General features: G+C 62.3%; 18 protein-coding genes and 2 riboswitches. Of the genes, 12 read left to right on the top strand and 6 right to left on the bottom strand.

The features are described 5' to 3' along the window. The first annotated feature begins 44 nt into the window (after positions 1–44). From QM609_RS15540 to metE, 7 genes are all read left to right on the top strand, one after another. Positions 45–992: an EamA family transporter gene (locus QM609_RS15540; RefSeq protein ID WP_283337306.1), complete on the top strand. Its 948-nt coding sequence runs from the start codon at positions 45–47 to the stop codon at positions 990–992. 45 nt (positions 993–1,037) lie between these two features. Then, the gene (locus QM609_RS15535; RefSeq protein WP_283337305.1) at positions 1,038–1,994 is read left to right on the top strand and encodes an ABC transporter ATP-binding protein; all 957 of its coding nucleotides are present in this window, start codon (positions 1,038–1,040) and stop codon (positions 1,992–1,994) included. Further along, on the top strand, positions 1,994–2,788 hold the full coding sequence (locus tag QM609_RS15530; protein WP_019745005.1) for an ABC transporter permease: 795 nt from the start codon (positions 1,994–1,996) through the stop codon (positions 2,786–2,788). The genes QM609_RS15535 and QM609_RS15530 overlap by 1 nt, the downstream gene beginning before the upstream one ends. Then, positions 2,789–3,913: a sensor histidine kinase gene (locus QM609_RS15525; protein ID WP_050654751.1), complete on the top strand. Its 1,125-nt coding sequence runs from the start codon at positions 2,789–2,791 to the stop codon at positions 3,911–3,913. After that, positions 3,910–4,539 (top strand): response regulator transcription factor, encoded by a 630-nt coding sequence (locus tag QM609_RS15520; protein ID WP_003940330.1) that lies wholly within the window; start codon positions 3,910–3,912, stop codon positions 4,537–4,539. The genes QM609_RS15525 and QM609_RS15520 overlap by 4 nt, the downstream gene beginning before the upstream one ends. Before the next feature lie 219 nt (positions 4,540–4,758). Next, positions 4,759–5,196: a helix-turn-helix domain-containing protein gene (locus tag QM609_RS15515; RefSeq protein ID WP_030535308.1), complete on the top strand. Its 438-nt coding sequence runs from the start codon at positions 4,759–4,761 to the stop codon at positions 5,194–5,196. Between the two features lie 81 nt (positions 5,197–5,277). Next, positions 5,278–5,502, top strand: a riboswitch (cobalamin riboswitch). Positions 5,503–5,661: 159 nt separating this feature from the next. Beyond that, the gene (gene metE / locus QM609_RS15510) at positions 5,662–7,926 is read left to right on the top strand and encodes a 5-methyltetrahydropteroyltriglutamate--homocysteine S-methyltransferase (RefSeq protein ID WP_047271199.1); all 2,265 of its coding nucleotides are present in this window, start codon (positions 5,662–5,664) and stop codon (positions 7,924–7,926) included. 58 nt (positions 7,927–7,984) lie between these two features. Here metE and QM609_RS15505 read toward each other — a convergent pair whose 3' ends face one another. After that, positions 7,985–9,583, bottom strand: a complete 1,599-nt coding sequence (locus QM609_RS15505) for an ABC transporter substrate-binding protein (protein WP_050654752.1) — start codon at positions 9,581–9,583, stop codon at positions 7,985–7,987. Between the two features lie 173 nt (positions 9,584–9,756). Beyond that, the gene (locus QM609_RS15500; protein ID WP_003939912.1) at positions 9,757–10,371 is read right to left on the bottom strand and encodes a TetR/AcrR family transcriptional regulator; all 615 of its coding nucleotides are present in this window, start codon (positions 10,369–10,371) and stop codon (positions 9,757–9,759) included. A 104-nt stretch (positions 10,372–10,475) separates the two neighbouring features. Between QM609_RS15500 and QM609_RS15495 the strand changes: the two genes are divergently transcribed. The 5 genes from QM609_RS15495 (at position 10,476) to QM609_RS15475 (ending at position 16,457) form a co-directional block, all read left to right on the top strand. Then, positions 10,476–11,027: a MarR family winged helix-turn-helix transcriptional regulator gene (locus tag QM609_RS15495; RefSeq protein WP_007733603.1), complete on the top strand. Its 552-nt coding sequence runs from the start codon at positions 10,476–10,478 to the stop codon at positions 11,025–11,027. A 108-nt stretch (positions 11,028–11,135) separates the two neighbouring features. Further along, positions 11,136–12,335, top strand: coding sequence for a homogentisate 1,2-dioxygenase (locus tag QM609_RS15490; RefSeq protein WP_050654753.1), 1,200 nt, complete (start codon positions 11,136–11,138; stop codon positions 12,333–12,335). Next, entirely contained in the window at positions 12,332–13,201 is an 870-nt protein-coding gene (locus tag QM609_RS15485; RefSeq protein ID WP_050654754.1) for a hypothetical protein, read from the top strand. The genes QM609_RS15490 and QM609_RS15485 overlap by 4 nt, the downstream gene beginning before the upstream one ends. Continuing rightward, complete coding sequence (fahA, locus tag QM609_RS15480) at positions 13,198–14,388, top strand: fumarylacetoacetase (RefSeq protein ID WP_283337304.1); 1,191 nt, start codon at positions 13,198–13,200, stop codon at positions 14,386–14,388. The genes QM609_RS15485 and fahA overlap by 4 nt, the downstream gene beginning before the upstream one ends. A gap of 78 nt (positions 14,389–14,466) precedes the next feature. Further along, a riboswitch (SAM riboswitch) is annotated at positions 14,467–14,560 on the top strand. Positions 14,561–14,564: 4 nt separating this feature from the next. After that, positions 14,565–16,457, top strand: coding sequence for an FAD/NAD(P)-binding protein (locus QM609_RS15475; protein ID WP_228232233.1), 1,893 nt, complete (start codon positions 14,565–14,567; stop codon positions 16,455–16,457). A 50-nt stretch (positions 16,458–16,507) separates the two neighbouring features. Here QM609_RS15475 and QM609_RS15470 read toward each other — a convergent pair whose 3' ends face one another. The 4 genes from QM609_RS15470 to QM609_RS15455 all read right to left on the bottom strand — a co-directional run bounded on the left by QM609_RS15470 (position 16,508) and on the right by QM609_RS15455 (position 21,672). Then, positions 16,508–18,931, bottom strand: coding sequence for an ATP-dependent Clp protease ATP-binding subunit (locus QM609_RS15470; RefSeq protein ID WP_007733608.1), 2,424 nt, complete (start codon positions 18,929–18,931; stop codon positions 16,508–16,510). A 114-nt stretch (positions 18,932–19,045) separates the two neighbouring features. After that, positions 19,046–19,561, bottom strand: coding sequence for an Rv2253 family sensor-like surface protein (locus tag QM609_RS15465; protein ID WP_037128543.1), 516 nt, complete (start codon positions 19,559–19,561; stop codon positions 19,046–19,048). 12 nt (positions 19,562–19,573) lie between these two features. Continuing rightward, positions 19,574–20,773 (bottom strand): MFS transporter, encoded by a 1,200-nt coding sequence (locus QM609_RS15460; RefSeq protein WP_050654756.1) that lies wholly within the window; start codon positions 20,771–20,773, stop codon positions 19,574–19,576. After that, entirely contained in the window at positions 20,770–21,672 is a 903-nt protein-coding gene (locus QM609_RS15455) for an NAD(P)-dependent oxidoreductase (RefSeq protein ID WP_050654757.1), read from the bottom strand. The genes QM609_RS15460 and QM609_RS15455 overlap by 4 nt, the downstream gene beginning before the upstream one ends. Positions 21,673–21,706: the final 34 nt, after the last annotated feature.

Raw genomic sequence — 21,706 nt, 5'->3', positions numbered from 1 at the left:
TAATGTCAGCATCGTAATCGCTTTTACTCCTGACGGGTGACGACGTGAACTCTCGCAACGGCTTGATCTTCGCCCTGCTGTCCGCGGCAACGTTCGGCGTATCGGGCCCGTTCGCGAAATCTCTCATCGAATCAGGGTGGTCCCCCGGCGGCGCAGTGTTCGCGCGCGTTGCCGCCGGCGCACTGGTGATGATGGTGATCGCCGTAGCCACCCAATGGCCTCGCCTACGACAGGCGAGCACCCACACGCGAACGGTACTGCTGTACGGGGTGTTCGCGATCTCGGGCGTTCAACTGTGCTTCTTCAATGCCGTGCAACATCTTTCGGTCGGCGTCGCATTGCTTCTCGAGTACCTTGCACCGATCATCGTCATCGGGTGGGTGTGGATAACCAAGGGCGCACGTCCGAGCGTGCAGACGCTTCTCGGTGCGGCGGTGGCCTTGATCGGCGCCGCCGTGGTGATCGACGTCTTCGGATCGGCAGAGATCAGTGCCGTCGGAGTCGCCTGGGGACTGGCCGCCGCGGCATGCCTTGCAGTCTATTTCGTCATTTCCGAACGTGCGGACGGTGATCTCCATCCAGTTGTTCTCGCGGCATCGGGGCTCACGGTCAGTGCAGTGGTCATCGGCGCGCTCGGACTCGTAGGCGTCCTCCCCCTCCAGTTCTCGGCCTCGAACGCCGTCGTGGCAGACCATTCGGTGAACGTGTGGCTGCCGGTGGTGGTCCTGGTCCTGGTCAGCACTGTCATTGCCTATCTCACCGGCATCGCCGCGATCACGCTGCTGGGGCCGACAATCGGGTCTCTGGTAGCGCTGACCGAAGTGCTGTGCGCGGTCGTCGCCGCGTGGATCCTGGTCGGGGAATCCGTCACCGCACTCCAAGCTGTAGGTGGCGCAGCAATCATCGCGGGGTTGGTCCTCGCGCGCCTCGGCCAGGTTGCACCGAAACAGATACCGGCCGACCCGATGACAAATGTCATGGCAGAAGAATGACGGACGGACGAGGGATCACGACCTCGAAGCGAGCAGATTCTATGTATGACCTCAACACAGGCACGGCATTCACCACAGGCACTGCACACACTCACTGAAGGATCGGCACACGACGCCGTCCGGTTGACCGGACTTCGCAAGAGTTTCGGAACCGTCGACGCCGTCAAAGGTATCGACCTGAGCATCCGCCCCGGCGAGATCGTCGCGTTCCTCGGCCCGAACGGCGCAGGCAAGACGACAACCATCGACATGATCCTCGGCCTGTCCCGGCCGACGTCAGGCGAGGTGAGCGTCTTCGGAATGTCACCTCGATCGGCGATTGCCCGCGGACTCGTCTCGGCAGTCATGCAGACCGGCGGACTACTGAAAGAGCTGACGGTTGCCGAGACTGTGCAGCTGACCGCCAGCCTGTACTCCCAATCCCGTCCGGTCGACGAAGTGCTGGGGAGAGCCGGAATCCTCGACATCTCCGATCGCCTGGTCAGCAAATGCTCAGGCGGACAACAACAGCGGTTGCGATTTGCGATGGCGTTGCTGTCGAACCCGCAATTGCTCATTCTCGACGAGCCCACCACCGGTATGGACGTCGAAGGGCGTCGGGACTTTTGGTCCGCCATCCGCGCCGACGCAGATCACGGTCGCACTGTGCTTTTTGCGACGCACTACCTCGAAGAGGCCGATGTCCACGCCGACCGCATCATCCTGGTCAGGCAAGGCACCGTGGTCGCAGACGGGACCACCGCCGAGGTCAAGGCGATGGCGTCCGGGCGCACCCTGCGCGCGACTGTTCCAGGCATCACCGACGAACTCCTGCGAGCCATACCGAACTCCGACGCCGTCGAGGTGCGCGGTGAGTCGCTGCTCGTGCACTCGGGCGACACCGATGCCGTTGCACGGTTCCTGTTGACCAATACGCAGGCTCGCGATCTCGAAATCGTCTCGCGTGGCCTCGAAGACGCATTCATCGCACTCACGTCGAACAACTCCGAAGGACAGAAGTGATGACCACTGCAACCGAAGCGAATACCTACGGAGCCGAGCGAACCGTCGTACCTCTCGGCGGATTCAACACGACGCTACTGCGACTGGAATTTCGTCGCCTGACTCGCAACCGGCGCACGATGATCTTCACGCTCGTCATGCCGGTTGTCTTCTTCCTCGTCTTCGGTCTCGGTCAAGGCGACGACGACCACGGGATCGGGCACGGCAATGTCGCCGCGTACATCATGATCAGCATGGCCCTGTACGGCGCGATGCTGGCCACCACCAGCGGCGGCGCGATGGTCTCGATCGAACGAGCGTCCGGGTGGAGCCGACAACTTCGGCTGACTCCCCTGACCCCGGTCGCCTACATCGCCGTCAAACTGATCATGGCGATGCTGCTCGGTCTCGTCTCGATTCTCGTGGTCTACGTCGTCGGCGCGTTCACCTCGGCGCAGATGGACGGATCACTCTGGTTCACAACGGCATTGATCGCCTGGCTGGGATCGTCGATCTTCGCGGCCTTCGGCCTGTTCATGGGGTACCTACTCCCCAGTGAGAACGTCATGCAGTTGCTCGGACCGGGACTGGCTCTGCTCGCATTCGGCGGCGGACTCTTCGTACCACTCACCGACGGTTCCGTATGGGCGACCATCGCACAGTTCACCCCGATGTTCGGCATCAACGCCCTCGCCCACGCACCGTTGACGGGCAATAGCATTCACTGGACCTGGATCGTCAATATCCTGGTGTGGTTCGCCATCTTCGCCGGCGGAGCGATCTGGCGGTTCCAACGAGATACGGAGCGTGTGTAGTTGTCGCAAACGACTGACCGAGAAGATTCCGTCGCGCTCCCGCGGCGGAATCGTTTCGGCGTTCTCTTCGCGGCGGTCTGGATGGTATTTCTCGGCGGGCCGCTGATCGAGGGATGGAATCTGCGCGACGAACTGCGCGGCTGGACAGGGATTCTCGCGACCGTCGCCTTCAGTGCGCTCTATCTCTACACGTTCGCCACAACGCAGCAGCGGCGTCGAATGACAATGACTCGGCCGACGATTCGCGAAGCTGCACTGGCTTTGGCCGCCTTGACCGCGTTGGCCGCCGTGATGATCGTGAGCGTCGGGCCGACAGGTTTGGCAGCAGCACCGTACCTCGCGGTGACAGCGGTGACACTGTTGCCGACCGTCGCCGGCGGCATTCTCGCCTTGGTGTTCGCGGCCTCCGTGGAGATAGTCAGCCTCTCGTCCGGATGGGGGAACTACTCCGGACTCTCACTCGGAGTCTGCGCGGCCGCGTTCGCGACCTGGGGAATCATGTCCCTGATCAGCCGCAACTTCGCCATACTCCATGAACGCGAAGAGCAGGAGCAGCGGGCAATCATGGAGGAGCGAACGAGGATGGCGCGCGATCTGCACGACATCCTCGGGCACTCGCTGACCGTCATCACGATCAAAGCCGAACTGGCCAATCGCCTACTCGATGTCGATATCGAACGTGCACGCAGCGAACTCGACGACCTCGAAAGACTTTCTCGTGACGCGTTGGCAGACGTGCGCTCGGCCGTCGAAGGATTTCGTGGGATTTCGCTACCCGTCGAGATAGCCCGAGCGCGAGAGGCTTTGCGTGCGGCAGGTATCGAAGACGACGTGCCGAGCAGCACCGACATGGTTCCCACGCGTCTTCGGGAACTCTTTGCATGGACGATCCGTGAGGGCGTCACCAACGTCGTTCGACACAGCGGTGCGACCCACTGCCGGATCACGGTCGACGAGAATAGTGCGTCGGTCGTCGACGACGGACGAGGGGCCGAGTCGACGTCTTCCGGAAACGGTCTGATCGGATTGCGCGAGCGCGCCGGAGCGTCGGGCGCACGAGTGATCATCACTCATCCCCAGCCGCAGGGGTTTGCACTTCAGGTAGTCGAACAGGAGACAGAGTGAACAGCCAGGGCGATCGAGCAACCATACGGCTGCTCTTGGCGGACGATCAGGCGCTCGTGCGAGGAGCTTTGGCCGCGCTGCTCGATCTGGAATCCGACCTGTCCGTGGTGGCCGAGGTCGGTCGCGGCGACGAGGTGGTGTCCGCCGTTCTCGAACACCGCCCGGACGTCGCGCTTCTGGACGTCGAGATGCCCGGCATGGACGGAATCGCCGCGACGGCGGCCCTTCGCGAGGCAGCGCCCGACACCCGGGTTCTGATCGTCACCACGTTCGGCCGTCCCGGATTTCTTCGTAAAGCCCTGCACGCCGGGGCCGGCGGGTTCGTCGTCAAGGACACCCCCGCCAGGCAGCTTGCCGACGCGGTCAGGCGTGTCCACGCCGGACTGCGCGTCGTCGATCCCACCCTTGCGGCCGACAGCCTCGTCAGCGGCGAGTCGCCCCTGACGGAGCGTGAGACCCAAGTACTGCGCGCCGCTCACGACGGCGCACCCGTGGCAGCCATCGCAGGGGCGCTCTTCCTGTCTGCCGGGACAGTTCGAAATCATCTGTCATCCGCGATGGGTAAGACGGGTGCGTCGACGCGCGCGGAAGCCGTCAGAATCGCCGAGTCGAACGGCTGGCTCTGATCCGCGCGTCTGGAATAGCCTTCCCCGGCAAATAGTTCGCCGTTCGATTCGTGATGGCGATTTGTCCAGATCACTCAAAGTAGGGACCTTCTACCCTAGGGATTTTCCCTGCAAACGACCGCTTCGCGAGAATCCGAAACAGCTAATCGTTCGATACCTGGCTATGATGCAGTTAATTGAATCGACGGAGCCTGTGCGTAGCGGGGGAAGGGACGTCTCATGTCGAACCAGTTCAACGATCGCTTGAACTCGCTGTTCGAGACTGCCGACTTTCACGTCACCAACGCGATGGTCGTTCGCGGCATGACCGAGTTCGGCTGCCGTATCTCCACGCCGTACCTGTCGCAACTGCGCACCGGCGTCCGAACCAATCCGTCACCCGAAGTGGTTGCCGCCCTCGCCCACTTCTTCAACGTCCATCCGGACTACTTCTACGCCCCGTCCGATCACACTCCGCCCGCGATCTCAGGTGGCGAGGCAGACCTCTCCCTCCTCGAACAGCTGCACAACGTGCGCCTGCGGAACCTCACCTCCCGTGTCGTCGACCTCTCACCGTCTTCACAGGATCTGCTTGTCGAAATGGCGGAGAATCTACGTTCCTCCGAAAATCTTCCGCGTGTACCACCGGACTCGAATTCCTACATGTCACGCGCATAGCGCCCTTCGCCGACTCTCCTTGACTGCTCAGGGAGGGTTGGCCTTATGCTGGTCGATGCAGCTGGTTCGCCCGGCACGGTCATGAGGAGCCCCGAAGACCGGTCCCGGCGTCGAAGCTCCGTCAGCGCAAGCTGTCGGGGTGAGAGGGAACCCGGTGAAAATCCGGGACTGTCCCGCAGCGGTAAGCAGGAACGACCGCCGTTCATGTGCACTGGGCATCCGCCTGGGAAGCGACGGCCAGTAGGTTCGATCCAACTCGATCGAGTGCCCGCGAGTCCGAAGACCTGCCGACTGTGTCGGGCACGCCGTGCCCGACGGTCCACCGCCTCGTGGAATGGGCGTGTAGATCTCCATCGGACCTCGTGTGCGGTGCGGGCAGTGCTGCCCGCTGAAACTCGGGGTCTCGTGAGGTGTACCCGTCTGCCGGCAGTGGCCATCAGTGCATTGGCAATCTGGAGAAACTCCGTGACAACAACATTCACTTCGACCGTGCTGGGCTCACCGCGCATCGGTCCTCATCGAGAACTCAAGCGGGCAACCGAAAGCTACTGGGCAGGGCGCATCGACGCCGACGCCCTGCAGGCTGTCGCCCGTGACCTCCGTCGGCAGGGCTTGGCCGACCTCCGTGACCTGGGCCTCGACTCCGTCCCGGTCAATACCTTCTCCTTCTACGACCAGATGCTCGACACCGCAGTTCTTCTCGGCGCGCTGCCCGACCGCGTCGCGTCGGTCGCCGATCCGTTGGACCGCTACTTTGCCGCTGCCCGTGGGACGGACACCATCGCGCCGCTCGAAATGACGAAGTGGTTCGACACCAACTACCACTACCTGGTGCCGGAGATCTCGCCGTCCACCACGTTCGCACTCGACCCGTCCAAGGTCTTGTCCGAACTGGCAGAAGCACTTTCCGACGGCATTGCAGCCCGCCCGGTCGTCATCGGACCGGTCACCTTCCTGCTGCTCTCGAAGGCTGTCGGCACTGACGAGCCGCTGCTCTCGCGACTCGACGAACTACTCCCCCTCTACGCGGATCTACTCGGTCGGCTCGCGAAGGCCGGTGCGAGCTGGGTTCAGCTCGACGAACCGGCCCTCGTGGGCGATCGCACCGATGAGGAAATCGAAGCGGCACGCGCTGCGTACGAACAGCTTTCAGCGCTGTCCGAGCGGCCGTCGATCCTGTTGGCGTCGTACTTCGGTTCGCTGCGTGACGCGTTGCCCGCGCTTGCGTCCACCGGCGTCGAAGGATTTGCCGTCGACCTGGTGGCCGGTCAGGATTCGATCGGCTCCGTACCTGAACTCGCCCGCAAACTAATCGTCGCCGGAGTGGTCGACGGACGAAACATCTGGCGGTCGGATCTGGATTCGGCACTGAGCACGTTGGGTGCTCTGTTGGGCAGCGTGGATACTCTTGCCGTCTCCACATCGTGCTCCCTGCTGCATGTTCCGTACACTCTCGACGCAGAGGCCGATGTCGACAAGGCCCTGCGCTCGTGGCTCGCGTTCGGCACCGAGAAGGTCAAGGAAGTAGTAACTCTCGCAACCGCTCTCACACAGGGCCGAGAGTCGGTGGAGGACGAGTTCGCTCTGGCACGAGCGGCCGCGTCGACCCGCAAGGACGATCGCAGACTCAATGATGCGAGTGTTCGGGGACGCCTGGCCGCCGTGCTGAACTCGGCGACCGGTCGCGCGCCCGCCGCCGAACGTCGCGCTGCCCAGGACGAACTGCTTTCTCTGCCGCCGCTGCCCACGACGACTATCGGTTCGTACCCGCAAACCTCGAAGATCCGCATCGCTCGCGCAGCACTGCGCAAGGGCGAGATCGACGAAGCCGAGTACGTCAACCGTATGCGCGCCGAAGTTGCCGAAGTTGTTGCGCTCCAGGAAAAGCTGGACCTGGACGTTCTTGTTCACGGTGAGCCGGAACGCAACGACATGGTCCAGTACTTCGCGGAGCAGTTGGACGGATTCTTCGCCACCGCCAACGGTTGGGTCCAGTCGTACGGCACCCGCTGCGTGCGTCCGCCGATTCTGTACGGCGACGTCTCCCGCCCGAAACAGATGACCGTCGACTGGATCACGTACGCGCAGTCCCTGACCGACAAGCCGGTCAAGGGCATGCTCACCGGACCCGTCACCATTCTGGCCTGGTCGTTCGTCCGCGACGACCAACCCCTCGCCGACTCGGCAAATCAAGTCGCACTGGCCATTCGAGACGAGACCGTCGACCTGCAGGCCGCCGGAATCGGAATCATCCAGGTTGACGAACCGGCTCTACGAGAACTACTCCCACTGCGTGCCGAGGATCAGCGCGCCTACCTGGACTGGTCGGTCGGCGCCTTCCGGTTGGCTACCTCGGGCGTCGCGGATTCCACCGCGATCCACACGCACCTGTGCTACTCCGAGTTCGGAGCGGTGATCGGCGCCATCGCCGGCCTCGACGCGGACGTCACGTCCATCGAGGCGGCGCGCTCACACATGGAGGTCCTCGACGATCTCAGTTCGGTCGGGTTCGACCTCGGCGTCGGCCCGGGTGTCTACGACATCCACTCGCCGCGGGTGCCGAGCGTCGACGAGATTGCCGAATCCCTGCGTGAGGCACTCAAAGCTGTTCCTGTCGAGCGGTTGTGGGTCAACCCGGACTGCGGTTTGAAGACCCGCGGTTCCGTCGAGGTCGAGGCGTCACTGCGTAACCTCGTCGAAGCCGCGAAGTTGGTACGAGCGGAGCTATAGGGGCAAAGCCCCGGTGCGCCTTTTTGGTAGTGGGCACTACCAAAAAGGCGCACGGGGGTCAGCTCAACCACGTGTTGCCGAAGAGCAGAATCCCGTCCGCACTCGGGGTCACTCCGTGGACGTTCTCGCGCCACGGGATGAAGACCTTGCCGGAGTTGACCACGGCCATCGGCGCCGTCTCGTTGACCACGGTCTGAATATCGTCGATGACGGCTCGCCGCTCATCCTCGCCCGACGCTGTTTGCAGCTTGCCGAGCAACTCGTCCATCCGAGCGTTCTTGTAACCGAGGATGTTCGACGGCGATTCGCTGAACAGGTTGCCGTACATACGCACGAACGGTGACTCTTCCAGCACGTTGAACGCGAAGTAGGACACGTCGTAGTCGTGCTTTGCGTACAGCATGGAAATCAGATCGTTGATGCTGGTTGCGTAGGTGATGTCGACCGTGAAACCCACTGCCTGCAAGAGCGACTGAAACGTCAGTGCGCTGCGCTGCGTCGCCGGATCGTTCATCCCGACGTACGTCAGTTTTCCGTCGTAACCGTCCGCCTTCGCCTCGGCGAGATACTTCTTGGCCGCCTCGGGGTCGAAGCCGTTCCCGGCCACCGATCCGTGCCACTGCGACCACGACGCGAACATGTCGGTGCCGGGTTCGCCGAAGCCGCCCTGAACTCGCTCGTTGAACGTATTCGGGTCCACCGCAGCGACAATCGCCTTACGCACGCGCTCGTCCTTCGCTGCCCGATCGTCGCGCTGATTGATTGCCAGAACTCCGGCCATGCTGGCCGAGTACACAAATCCGGGATCACCGGCTTCGAAAGCCTCGTGAATGAAGTCGGGAGACTTCAGATAGGCAACCTGGATTCCGTCGGTGTGCAATCCTTCCAGTTTGCTCTTCTCGTTGACGATTGCGGGAAAGCGCAACTTCTCGAGGTACGGCGCCCCGTCCCAGTACGTCGGACGGGCAGCGAGCACCAATTCGTCCTGGGAGGCGAACTTCTCGACGGTGAACGGGCCTGCCCCGATCGGGGTGAACGTGCCGGTAGCCATCGACGAGGGCGCGACGATCATGCCGGGACCGGTGGTGAACATGATCGGGAACTCGTCCCACGGCTGCGCCAATGTAAAGACGACCGTTCTCGGATCCGGTGAATTCGTCTCGCGCACAGCGGTCTTCCACACCAGCGCGTGAGTTCCCTTCTTCTGCAGATAGTGATCGATGCTCCACAGGACTGCCGCACTGTCCATCGGAGTGCCGTCGCTGAAGGTGACGCCGTCGCGCAATTTCAGTGTCCACACCGTGTTGTCGCCGTTGGCCGACAAGGACTGCGCCAAGTGGGGGACGTATTCGCCCGCCGCCGTATCGAAGCGCATGAGAAGGTCGTAGATGGCTGCCATTTCGCTACCACCGGTAGCGCCGCCGTCCTGACGGTCAGCCGGATCGAGACTGCTGATCCCGTTGTAGGTGGCAAACGACACGGTGCCACCCGATCGCGGCTCTCCCCCGTTGTTCTGGTCACCGACAACTCCGACCGTCACGTCCGATGCATCCGTGGTCGTACCTTGGCTGCTACCGGCGCACCCCGTCACCACCAGCGTCGCCGACGCCAGGACAACCATCCAGATTCGAGCGCGGACTCGGTACGAGCGCTTCATTGCGACTCACTTTCACAGTTCACGGATACGTCGATCCCTGGATCGGACACCCGACATATTTGTAAGTGAATTCTAGGTAAGGTCTCGTCCTGCGTCTTCGTTTTCACAAAGCCGAAGCGATAATTCGCATTCATGACAGCAGAAACAAGAACTGAATTCTAGGTTGCAACCGTTCAGCGAATTACCAGTCCGATGACGTCTTCGACGTTCCGCTGGGCCTCTGCGAATCCGATCCGGCCACTGGTCCACAGCGCAAGGGCCGTCAACATCGTGCCGCCTATTGCCACGGCCGCAACCCTCGCCGTCTCGGCCGGGACGCCGTCCATCAACTCGAACAGCATTCTCCGATGTGCCGCTGCGCGCAGATCCAACGACTCGATCACGAACTGATCCGAGGACGAATGGAGTTCGATCTCCAACCGAGCGAAGTAGGGCCTACGCTCGAATGCCTTCATCTCGCGACGATGAAGTGCCAGAACCCGCTCGTACGCGTTGTTCTCACCACCGTCTGCCCGCAACTTCTCAGGACGACGGACCGATTCGAGACCGCTCCACGCCGTCATCGCCGCAGCCAGAAGTTGCTGTTTGGTCGGAAAGTAGCGATACAGCGTTCCGAGTGCGACGCCTGAACGCTCCGAGACGTCTTTCATCTGGATTCGATCCGACGGCATCTCGGCCAGCATCTCGACCACCGCCGTGGTCAGTCGTCCTCTCCGCTCGAGTTGCCCCACCGACATGAGGTCGACGTCCAAGGGAAACTCGTCGCTGCGCGCAGTCACGCGCGTCACGATAGTTCAGAATCCTGACCGCAGTGCCGGGTTGCGAAGTTTCATCGTAACCCCGAGATCTAATACACGGATTAATCAACTGCAGATCGCGCTAGGGTTAGTCCATGACTGACCGGACAACCGATGACCAGCCAACCGTCGGCGTGCTGAACTTCTGGTCGTTCATCGAACTGGCCAACAAGCGACTGGCCACCGAACACGGCTTTCGCGACCAGCTGGCCACCGAGGTACTACTGACACTCAATCGGGCTTCCAACGTGGTCACCTACGATCTCGAGTCGTCGATCCACCGCCCTCGCGGCTGGTCATGGTCCTCCTTCAGGCTGTTGTTCGTCACCTGGCTGGCCGGTCCGATCGAGCCGAAGGCTGCCGCCGAGCTCACCGGCATGAGTAGGGCAGCGGTCTCCAATCTGTCCAAGTCGCTGCTGGCAGACGGATTGATCGATCGTCGGCCCACCGAGAACGACGGCCGTTCCGTCCAGCTGTACCTGACCGCCAAGGGCCGAGAAGCCATGGTCGAAGCCTTTCGCGAGCAGAACGAACGCGAACACGCCTGGGTAAGCGTCCTGAGCGAGGCCGAACAGCGAATTCTTGTCATGCTCCTGGACAAACTGATCACCAACCGCAGCCAGTTCGACGTACGCGGACGTAACTGACATAGACCCGAACCCCTTGGAGGGTTGCGCTCATCACATCATTTTAGTTAATGTGTTTACTATCTGGTGGAGGTGAGCCAGGCAGAACAGCACAGAAGGAGCCCCGTCATGGCGTTCTATCGACAACTCGGCAACATCCCACCGAAGCGTCACACCCAACACCGTGACGAGTCCGGCAACCTCTACTACGAAGAGCTGATGGGAGAGGAAGGTTTCTCCTCGGATTCTTCGTTGCTGTACCACCGCGAGATCCCGTCGGCCATCGTCGACGCAACGGTCTGGGAACTGCGCGATCAGAGCACAACCCCCAACCATCCCCTCAAACCGCGCCATCTGAAACTCCACACGCTGTTTCCCGAAAGCACCTGGAACGAGACCGACGTGGTAACCGGCCGTCGTCTCATCCTCGGAAATGCCGACGTGCGATTGTCCTACGTCGTTGCGGCAGCGCCATCTCCCCTGTATCGCAACGCAATCGGCGACGAGATGGTCTACATCGAATCTGGCGAGGCGACCGTCGAGACCGTCTTCGGTGCACTCGAGGCCAGTGAAGGTGACTACGTCCTGATCCCGATGTCCACAACGCATCGATGGATCCCCAAGGGTGACAAGCCACTTCGTGCCTACGCCATCGAGGCGAACAGTCACATCGTCCCGCCCAAGCGCTATCTTTCCCGCTTCGGCCAGCTGCTCGAGAACGCACCGTTCTGTGAACGAGACCTGCACGGACCGATCGCGCCCATGATCGCCGAAGGAACCGACGTCGAGGTACTGGTCAAGCACCGAACGTCGGCGGGCATCGTCGGCACCCGAATAGTTTATCCCACGCACCCTTTCGATGTCGTCGGCTGGGACGGCTGCCTGTACCCGTACACCTTCAACATCTCCGACTACGAGCCGATCACGGGCCGTGTTCACCAACCGCCGCCGGCCCACCAGGCGTTCGAGGGAAACAACTTCGTGATCTGCAACTTCGTTCCGCGCAAGGTCGACTACCACCCCCTGTCGATCCCGGTGCCGTACTACCACTCGAACGTCGACTCGGACGAGATCATGTTCTACTGCGGCGGTGACTACGAGGCACGCAAGGGTTCCGGCATCGGACAGGGTTCGATATCTATTCATCCCGGCGGCCACGCCCACGGCCCACAACCCGGCGCCTACGAGCGGAGCATCGGCGCCGAGTTCTTCGACGAGCTGGCCGTCATGGTCGATACGTTCCGGCCCCTCGAATTGGGTGAGGGAGCCCTTGCCTGCGAGGACGAAGCGTACGCCTGGAGTTGGGCAGGGCGGGGGCCTAGGCAATGACGATCATCTCCCCACTCCTGCGCGGCCTGTGCGACGACGCAGCACTTTTCCCACCCGGCAATGCTTCTCTCGCCGAAGCAATTCCGGCCCACGCCGCCTACCTGCAGGCGGACTACGACGCACTGGTCGGGCCTTTCGTTTTTCCCGCGCCTCGACTGAGCGAACTGGCTGCGTACGTTTCAGCGGACAGCCCGGTGACGCTGAGTCTGACCGTGCCGGCCGGCCCATCCGATACGGCGGCCGCACTCTCGAACGCGCGAGCCATCCCTGGTGTTCACGTCGCCGCCGTCGAGGTGGGAATTCCAGACGGGTTGGACGCCGATGCGGCCTTCGAGGAAATCGCTCGTGTCCATGCCGCTCATCCCGACGTCGACATTTTTGTCGAGGTGCCTCGAGGTGATCGGCGCGCGGGCTATCTGGCAGCTCTCGAAACTGCCGGGCATTCCGCAAAGTTTCGCACCGGCGGGATTGTCGCCGAGGCGTACCCGAACGAGGAAGAGCTCGCCGATGCGGTGATATCCGTTGTCCGAGCCAATATCCCGTTCAAGGCGACTGCGGGACTGCACCACGGCGTGCGCAACACCGATCCGGAAACAGGCTTCGAGCAACACGGCTTCCTCAACATCATGGTGGCCGTCGACGCGGCGAGGCGGGGCGCCGATCGTTCGGAAATTGTTGCTGCACTGTCTCAGCGCGATGGAAAATCGATCGCGCAAGCCCTGGCCGACCTCACCGAGGACGAGGCCGGCGAGGTGCGTCGCCGATTCCTCTCGTTCGGTACCTGCAGCATCTCGGACCCTCTGACCGAGCTGGAAGGCCTCGGGTTGATCGTCCGCTCCGACAAAACCGAAGGAACTCTCGTATGACTGTCACGACCATCGACATTCCCGCCGACTCACTGTTCGGTCTCGACAATCTGCCGTACGGGGTCTTCTCCCCCGCGGGAGGGTTACCGCGTGTCGGTGTGCGCGTCGCCGAATCGGTGGTCGATCTCGCAGCGACACTAGGTGATTCCGTCTTCTCCGAACCGACTCTGAACGCGTTCATGGCTCAGGGACGAGATCAGTGGGTATCGGTGCGAAACCGGATCACGGAGCTCGTGACTAGCGAAATAGACTCGAATGCAGTGTTTTCCGTTGATTCGGTGACAATGCATTTGCCGATCGCAGTGGCCGATTACGTCGACTTCTACGCCTCGGAGAATCACGCAACCAACCTCGGGCGGTTGTTCCGCCCGGACGCAGCCCCCTTGATGCCGAACTGGAAGCATCTTCCCGTCGGATACCACGGGCGCTCGAGCACCATCGTCGTCTCCGGCACCGACATCGTTCGTCCCTGCGGACAGCGGAAGGCACCCGATCAGGAAAGCCCGGACTTCGGACCGTCCCGGCGCCTCGACATCGAAGCCGAGATGGGGTTCATCGTCGGAACTCCCTCGAAGATGGGCGATTCCATCACCCCGGACGAATTTGCCGAGTACGTCTTCGGCGCCGTGGTCGTGAACGACTGGTCTGCCCGAGACATCCAGGCGTGGGAGTACGTGCCCCTCGGTCCGAACCTGGGGAAGAGTTTCGCGACCTCCATCTCACCGTGGGTCGTACCCTTGCTCGCTCTCGAAGCAGCCCGAATCGACGCTCCGGTGCAGGATCCCGAACCGCTTTCCTATCTGCGTGGTGAAGAGAAGTGGGGGCTGGACATCGACCTGGCCGTCGAGTGGAACGGTCACGTCGTCTCCCGGCCGCCCTACGCCCAGATGTACTGGTCGCCTGCGCAGATGCTCGCGCACACCACCATCAACGGCGCAGCAGCGAGCACCGGCGATCTCTTCGCGTCCGGAACCATTTCCGGACCGGACAAAGATCAGCGCGGCGCCTTCATCGAGTTGACGTGGGGCGGCAAGGAACCCGTAGCTGTGGGCTCCGAGACCCGTACCTTTCTCGAAGACGGCGACACCATCGCCATCTCAGCCACCGCTCCCGGCGTCGGCGGATCACGAATCGGCTTCGGGGATGTTCACGCTCGGATCCTGCCTGCAACGCAAACCGAAAGATAGTGATTGACAACTGTTTGATTCACGCTGATCTGATGTCCGGAATTCCTTGCCTCACGATTCTCCGAAGATAAGCTGGACTAACCATCCAGAGCGATCGAGAGTCCTGGCTCCGTGACGTCGCAGCAACCCCCTCTGCTGAGGTGCGGGTGCTTTCTGCCAGGTCCGATGGAGGACTCGTGCCAGGCGATCGACCCCGTACCTCAGTGGGGACAGCAGCTGTCATCGTGATCGTGGGTGGTGGACCCCGCGGGACCGGCGTACTCGAGCGGATCCTCGCTCACGAATCGGTGAACGCCGATCCCACACCGATCGACATTCACGTTGTCGACCCGTATCCGGCAGGCGCCGGCCGTATTTGGCGAGGCAGCCAGGCGCCGCTTCTGTGGATGAATTCGACAACCGCGGACGTCACGATGTTCACCGACGAGACCACCGCCGTGATCGGCCCGGTGCTGCCGGGTCCGACCCTCGCGGAATGGGTCGCCGAGCGCTCGGCTGAGCTTGCCGAGTTCCCAGAAATCGCAGCAGAAGTTCCGACGCTCACCCCGTCGTCGTTTGCATCGAGGTCACTGCAGAGCCGATACCTGAACTGGGTGTTCGAGACTGCAGTCGACTCCGCGCCAGCGCACGTCGACGTTCGAGTTCATCGACGATCCGTGGTCGACATCGTGAACGTCGGCGAGACACAGACAGTTCATCTGGACGACGGAGCTGTCATCGACGCGACGACCGTCCTTCTCGCACAGGGGCACCCCGATGCGTTGCCTGCCCCACGCGAAACCGCGCTGACCAGCTTCGCGTCCGATCACGGGTTGACGTATGTGGGTCCGGGCTACACTGCCGATCTCGACGCCGATGTCATTCCCGAAGGCGAACCGGTTCTGATCGCCGGACTCGGGCTGGCTTTCATCGACTGGATGGTTCTCCTCGCCGAGAGCCGTGGCGGCATCTTCGAACGCGGTGAAGACGGCGTCCTCACTTACGCTCCCTCGGGTCGGGAACCCCTGTTGTATGCCGGATCTCGTCGCGGAGTGCCGTATCATTCCAAGATTTCGTACTCGATCGCTGACGCGCGGCCACCGCTACCGCGGTTCTTCACCGCTGATCTCGTTCCCGGCGACGGACCGTTGGATTTCCGAAACCACATCTGGCCCTTGGCGTCGAAAGAACTGGCAGGCGCCCACTATTACGAGCTGTTCGCATCTCATCCGGATCGGACAGTGGGCACCTGGGAGGAGTTCGACGCCGAATTCGCCTCGCTGGCTTGGGGATCGCCTCGATTGCAGGAACTGGTCGAGAACGCAGTCCCGAAGCCGGAAGACCGTATCGATCTCGAGCGGCTGAACCGCCCACTCGGCGGTGAGCGCTACGACGGGCTTGCCGAGGTCCAGTCCCGGATCACCGAATACATCTCGGCAGATGTCGCGCGGAGGTCGGACCCGTATTTCAGCGCCGACGCGGCTGTCTTCTCAGCGCTGCTGTCGACGTACATGACCGTCGGAGAATTGTTGCGGCGCGGCAGAATCCCGGCCGAATCCGTCGCCAAGGACGTCGAGGGTTGGCTTCATTCGTTCTTCAGCTTCATCGCCAGTGGTCCGCCGCCCGAGCGTTTGGAACAGTTGGTCGCCCTCAACGAGGCGGGCATCGTCCAGTTCCTCGGGCCGGATTCGGTGTTCTCCACCGAGATCGACCCGGCAACGGGGGCTGGGATCTTTGTCGCGCGCAGTGCGTCGCACACCGACATCGTGGCCGCGAACACCCTCGTCGAAGCACGCTTGCCGGTTGCTTCCATCAGCGCGAGCGGTGACTTGCTCCTGCGGACGCTTCACCGTCGGGGCGAGGCAGTCGAACTTCGTGCGACCGTGGACAGTTCGGCGAAGCTCGCCGTCGACGGTACTTCACGAATTCTCGACCAGAACAACACTGCTCATCCCCGCCGCTTCGCCGCAGGGCCGTGGGTTGCAGGCCATAACTGGTCGGCGGCTTTCCCTCGTCCCCGTACCAATGCAGGGTTCTTCCGGCATAACGATGCCCTGGCGGCGGAGATTTTGGGTGCTACGCGCCTGTGAGCGGTTAGGGAGTCCTGGGACTCCCTAACCGCTCACAGGGGGCTGTGCCCCTAGCTGAACACCAACTCACCCTCGTCAACCGCGACGGTGATACTGCCGCCCTCTTCGAGGAGATCGTCGAGCAGCATGTCGGCGATCTTGTCGTCGACCACACGCTGAATCGAACGACGCAACGGGCGAGCCCCGAACTCGGGTTGATGCCCGTGCTCGGCGATCCAGTCCACCGCGTCGGCAGTGAACTCGATCTCGATGCCCTTGGACTGCAGCCGCTTCCGGCTGTCGTCGAGCAGCAGATCAGTAATCCGGTGCAGTTGCTCGGTGTCGAGCTTGCGGAAGATCACGATCTCGTCGATACGGTTGAGGAACTCCGGCCGCATCGATTCGCGCAACCTGGCCATCACGCGGTCGCGCAGTGGCTTCTCCGCCGACTCTGCGTCACCCGTGGTGAAGCCGAGTCCACCGGACTTGCTCGAGATGATGTCCGAGCCGAGGTTGCTGGTCATGATCACGACGGTGTTCTTGAAGTCCACCGTCCGACCCTGACCGTCGGTCAGACGCCCGTCGTCGAGCACCTGGAGCAAGGTGTTGAACACGTCCGGGTGTGCCTTCTCGATCTCGTCGAGCAGGATCACCGAGTACGGGTTACGACGCACCTGTTCCGTGAGCTGTCCGGCCTCGCCGTAGCCGACGTATCCGGGAGGAGCACCGACCAATCGGCTGACCGTGTGCCTCTCACCGAACTCACTCATGTCGAAGCGCAGCATCTTGTTCTCGTCTCCGAAGAGTGTGGCAGCCAGAGCTTTTGCGAGCTCCGTCTTGCCGACGCCAGTGGGTCCGAGGAACAGGAAGCTACCGACGGGACGATCCGGATCGCTCATACCGGTACGGCTACGACGCACGGCACGCGCGATTGCGCGAACGGCGTCATCTTGCCCGATGACACGACCGTGCAGTTCCTCTTCCAGACGGCGCAGGCGATCTTTCTCTGCCTGAGTCATCTGGCTTGCCGGAATACCCGTTGCGCGAGCGACAACTTCGGCGATTTGTTCAGCGGTCACGTCCGGCGTTTCCTCGGAAGGAACCGAGGATCCTGCCTTCTCGAGACGCTTTGCGACGCCGTTGATCTCGTCACGCAGGGTCGACGCCTTCTCGTACAACTCGTCGGCGACGGCTTTTTCCTTGTCGCTCTCGAGCTGCTCGAGACGCTGCTGCAGCGCAGCGGTGTCTACCGTGGCCGTCTTCAAGCGAAGCCTGGCGCCGGCCTGGTCGATCAGGTCGATTGCCTTGTCCGGCAAGAACCTGTCGCCGATGTAACGTGCCGACAGCTCTACCGCAGCGGTGATCGCCTCGTCGGTGTAATGGACCTTGTGGTGATCCTCGTACCGACTGCGCAGGCCGCTCAAGATGGCGATCGCGTCCTCGATCGACGGCTCTCCGACCTGTACGGGCTGGAAGCGCCGCTCGAGCGCGGGATCCTTCTCGATGTTCTTACGGTATTCGTCGAGCGTGGTGGCGCCGACGATGTGCAGTTCACCGCGAGCGAGCTTGGGCTTGAGGATGTTTCCGGCATCCATCGCACCGTCTGCGCCGCCTCCGGCACCGGCGATGGTGTGCATCTCGTCGATGAAGACGATCAGCTCGTCCTTGTGTGCGGTGATCTCGTCGATCACCTTGGTCAGCCGTTCCTCGAAGTCTCCGCGGTAACGGGTACCCGAGACCATGCTCGAGAGTTCGAGCTGGACGATCTTCTTGCCCACCAACGATTCCGGGACATCCCCGTCGACGATGCGTTGGGCGAGACCTTCGACGATGGCAGTCTTGCCGACGCCGGCCTCACCCACCAGGACCGGGTTGTTCTTGGTGCGGCGGGAGAGGATCTCGATGGTCTGTTCGATCTCGTCGGCGCGGCCGATCACCGGATCGACGCCGCCGTTGCGGGCGCGATCGGTGAGATCGATGCCGTACTTGTCGAGCGTCGGTGTGGTGGACTCGTCTTCGACTGGACCGGCTGCGGGATTCTGAACCGCTGCCTGCAGCTTCTCCGGCGTGATGCCGGCCGAAGCGAGCAGACGACCCGGAACATGATCGGGGTCACCGGCCAGGGCGATGAAGAGATGTTCGGGGTCGATGTACGTCGATCCCAGGGCTCGGGCCAGTTGATGAGCCTCGAGTAGAGCGGTTTTCACGGCACTGCTGAGCGCAGGAGCAGAGTAGGCCCCCTGCTCACGGCCTTGTGGCAGCCGCAGGTCGACGGCGTCGACCACGGATTTCGGGTCGGCTCCGGCGCGCTGCATGAGCGTGCGGACCGGATCCTGCTCCGCCATGACGCGGAGAACGTGCAGTGCATCGAGATCCGAATCACCGCGAGCAGCCGCTACACGTGCAGCGTCAGCCATGAGTTGCTGGGTGGCCCTGCTCATGAGCCGGGAAATATCGATGCGACCGGGACCCTCGGGCCCGAAGAATGCTGGCATTCCGAAGCCTCCTTGCAGAAAGTTGAGCGTTACTGACTCAATTAACGTGCATGGGGCTCGATCAATTCCCGCGGGCTCAGATTTGTTTCAACACCATCCAGTCGCCGATCGTTCTCAACTACCGAAAGATCCGGTAGACCGACCGACCGGGTACGCCTCGACGCGCATGATCACCGATCCCGCGCAGGGACCACTCTTGATGTCGGTACGCCACGAACCTTTCAGACTGCCATCGGGCTGAGGTGTGTAATACGCCTCCGAGTGCGCCGGTGCCCACACCTTGGGCACGCCCTCCCCCTGGTAGCAATCCCACTCCCAGTCATAGGGGTGCACCCAACTGGTTCCGTCCCAGGTGTATCGAGCAGGCTGCGGCAACGTCGGATTGGCGGGAGCCGGACCGCCGACCACTGTGGCGATACAGACTCCGCTCGAGCAATCCGTCTCGAACGTGTATGTATCGGAGAAATCCGGCTCCCACTGGCTGGCGGCCAGACTTGTGCCCGTCTTGGTCGCGGCGAAACGCTTGAGCGAGTAATCACCGGACCAATTCGCATCCGCAGCCCCCGCGGGCATCGCTCCGGCGACAAACCACGTAGCAACGAGCGCAACCACCAGCAATGACTTTCGCATGCGTGAAGTGAATCACAAGCTATGTCCGAATTGTCGGATACTGGCCACAAGAACACCGACGACGATCAGCACCAGCGAAACCAACGGCAACGCTCCCGCACCCCTGTCCGCCAAGATCAGCCCGCCCACGACGCCACCCGCTGCGATCGCCGCATTGAAGATCGTCACGAAAACCGATTGCGCCGTGTCCACAGCGTCGCCCGTCGTATCCGCGAGCGCCGTCTGAAGGAGAGTGGGAGCGCCTCCAAATGCCACGCCCCATACCGCAACGCTGAGTGCGATCACTGCGAAGCTGTCACCGCCGACGCCCAACGCCGTCAAAGCTGCGGCAAAGACCACCAAGCTCAGCACGGTGAGACTTCGAAGGGCCCGGTCGACAAACACCCCGACCACACCGATGCCCACGAAGGCGAAAAGTCCGAACACGAACAAGACGATTCCCAACCGATCGCCGAAACCGATGCGATCCAGAAACGCCGCCAGATACGTGTACACGATGTTGTGCGCGAGGATCCACAAGAACGCGACAAACAGAATAGGTCGTACGCCAGGCAGGACCAGGACTTTCCGCACCGGCAGCTGCCGATCCGCTTGTTGCCCGGGAAAGTCCGGCATCACCGTGAGTATCCACGCGACCAGAAGTAGCGCAGCAACCGACATCACGGCGAAGACGACGCGCCAATCGGCCAGGGTCCCGAGCCACGCCCCCATCGGAACGCCGATTGCCAACGCGATCGGCTGTCCGACGGAGGCAACCGCAATGGCCCGCCCCTGCAGGTGAGGGGGCGACATCCTGCGTGCGTACCCGGCAAGCAACCCCCACACCACACCTGCCGCCATACCGGCCAGAAACCGAACACCCAAGGTGAGAACCGGATTCGACGAAAGCGCTGTCACCAGATTGAAGACACCGAACCCCAGAATCGCCGACACCAGGACAGCACGCCGTCGCAATCCTCGGGTCAATGCGATCAGTGGTACCGCCCCGACGACGGAACCCAATGCGTATGCGGTGACCAATTGCCCTGCGCCGGAGACCGATACGGACAACCCTGACCCGATCTGCACCAGTAGTCCGGCCGGCATGGTTTCGGTTGTGATCGCTATGAAGCCTGCCATTGCGAGTGCCGACAACCCGGCCAGCGGTAGTGTCCGGACGAAATCGGTCTCCGCCAGTGCCGAAGTCGCCGTCCCGTCCGAGTTCGAGCTCACCTCGTCGGTGTTTCGGGACTGCCTTCACCCGACTGGCCGGAACGGACCAGTTCTGCAATAGACGCCCAGTCCATCTCGCCCTGACCGTTCGCCAGAGCCTGAGCGAGCACGCCTCGAAGTACGCCACCGAACGGCAAATCCAGATCGACGCTGTCGGCGGCGTCGAGCGCAAGCCTCAAATCCTTGAGGCCCAGAGCTGTGGTGAATCCTGCAGGCTCGTACTGACGCGTCGCGACGAGGTTTCCGTAGCTGGAGTAGACCGGCCCCGGGAAGATCGTCGAGGTCAGCAGTTCTACGAGTTGGCTTCCGTCCACACCGGACCTCTCCCCCAATGTGATTGCCTCGCCCAAGGATTGAATCGCGGCGAGGATGAGGTAATTGCCGATGATCTTGACGATGTTGGCCTGCTCCGGACGCTCACCTTGTGGCCACGTGCGAGCACCGATGACGTCGAGGAAGGGTTGCACTCGCTCGAGGAGGGAACTGTCGCCGGCGGCGATGATGTTCAACTGGCCAGCCTGAGCAACAGAAACGCGTCCGAACACCGGCGCCGCGATGTACCCGATGCCGTACTCGGCGTGCAGTGCGGCGGCGCGCTTGGCAAGGTCGACGCTGACGGTGGCCATGTTGACGTGCACGGTTCCACTCGGAACGGATGCGAGGACGGCGGGATCCAGAATGGCCGAAAACACGGCCGAATCATCTGCCAACATCGACAGCACAACACCGGACTGGAATGCCTCGGCAACGGTTTTCGCGCCGATCGCCCCTTCCTCGACCAGTTCGGCTACCGCTTCAGGGCTGCGATTCCACACCGTCACGTCGAAGCCTGCGCCCAGTAGATTTCGAGCGATGGGACGACCCATCGCGCCCAAGCCGACCACGGAAACAGAAGTCATGGATTTCCCTCTCGAAAGTGCTGAACCATCTAAG

The organism is Rhodococcus sp. IEGM 1302, from assembly GCF_030056935.1.
GTDB lineage: Bacteria > Actinomycetota > Actinomycetes > Mycobacteriales > Mycobacteriaceae > Rhodococcus_F > Rhodococcus_F qingshengii.
This window is presented reverse-complemented; position numbering and strand designations above follow the sequence as displayed.

Coding starts and splice junctions, on each gene's coding strand:
- QM609_RS15535 (WP_283337305.1), top strand. CDS start 1,038: ATGACCTCAACACAGGCACGGCATTCACCACAGGCACTGCACACACTC.
- QM609_RS15530 (WP_019745005.1), top strand. CDS start 1,994: ATGACCACTGCAACCGAAGCGAATACCTACGGAGCCGAGCGAACCGTC.
- QM609_RS15515 (WP_030535308.1), top strand. CDS start 4,759: ATGTCGAACCAGTTCAACGATCGCTTGAACTCGCTGTTCGAGACTGCC.
- QM609_RS15505 (WP_050654752.1), bottom strand. CDS start 9,583: ATGAAGCGCTCGTACCGAGTCCGCGCTCGAATCTGGATGGTTGTCCTG.
- QM609_RS15495 (WP_007733603.1), top strand. CDS start 10,476: ATGACTGACCGGACAACCGATGACCAGCCAACCGTCGGCGTGCTGAAC.
- QM609_RS15490 (WP_050654753.1), top strand. CDS start 11,136: ATGGCGTTCTATCGACAACTCGGCAACATCCCACCGAAGCGTCACACC.
- QM609_RS15485 (WP_050654754.1), top strand. CDS start 12,332: ATGACGATCATCTCCCCACTCCTGCGCGGCCTGTGCGACGACGCAGCA.
- fahA (WP_283337304.1), top strand. CDS start 13,198: ATGACTGTCACGACCATCGACATTCCCGCCGACTCACTGTTCGGTCTC.
- QM609_RS15470 (WP_007733608.1), bottom strand. CDS start 18,931: ATGCCAGCATTCTTCGGGCCCGAGGGTCCCGGTCGCATCGATATTTCC.
- QM609_RS15465 (WP_037128543.1), bottom strand. CDS start 19,561: ATGCGAAAGTCATTGCTGGTGGTTGCGCTCGTTGCTACGTGGTTTGTC.
- QM609_RS15455 (WP_050654757.1), bottom strand. CDS start 21,672: ATGACTTCTGTTTCCGTGGTCGGCTTGGGCGCGATGGGTCGTCCCATC.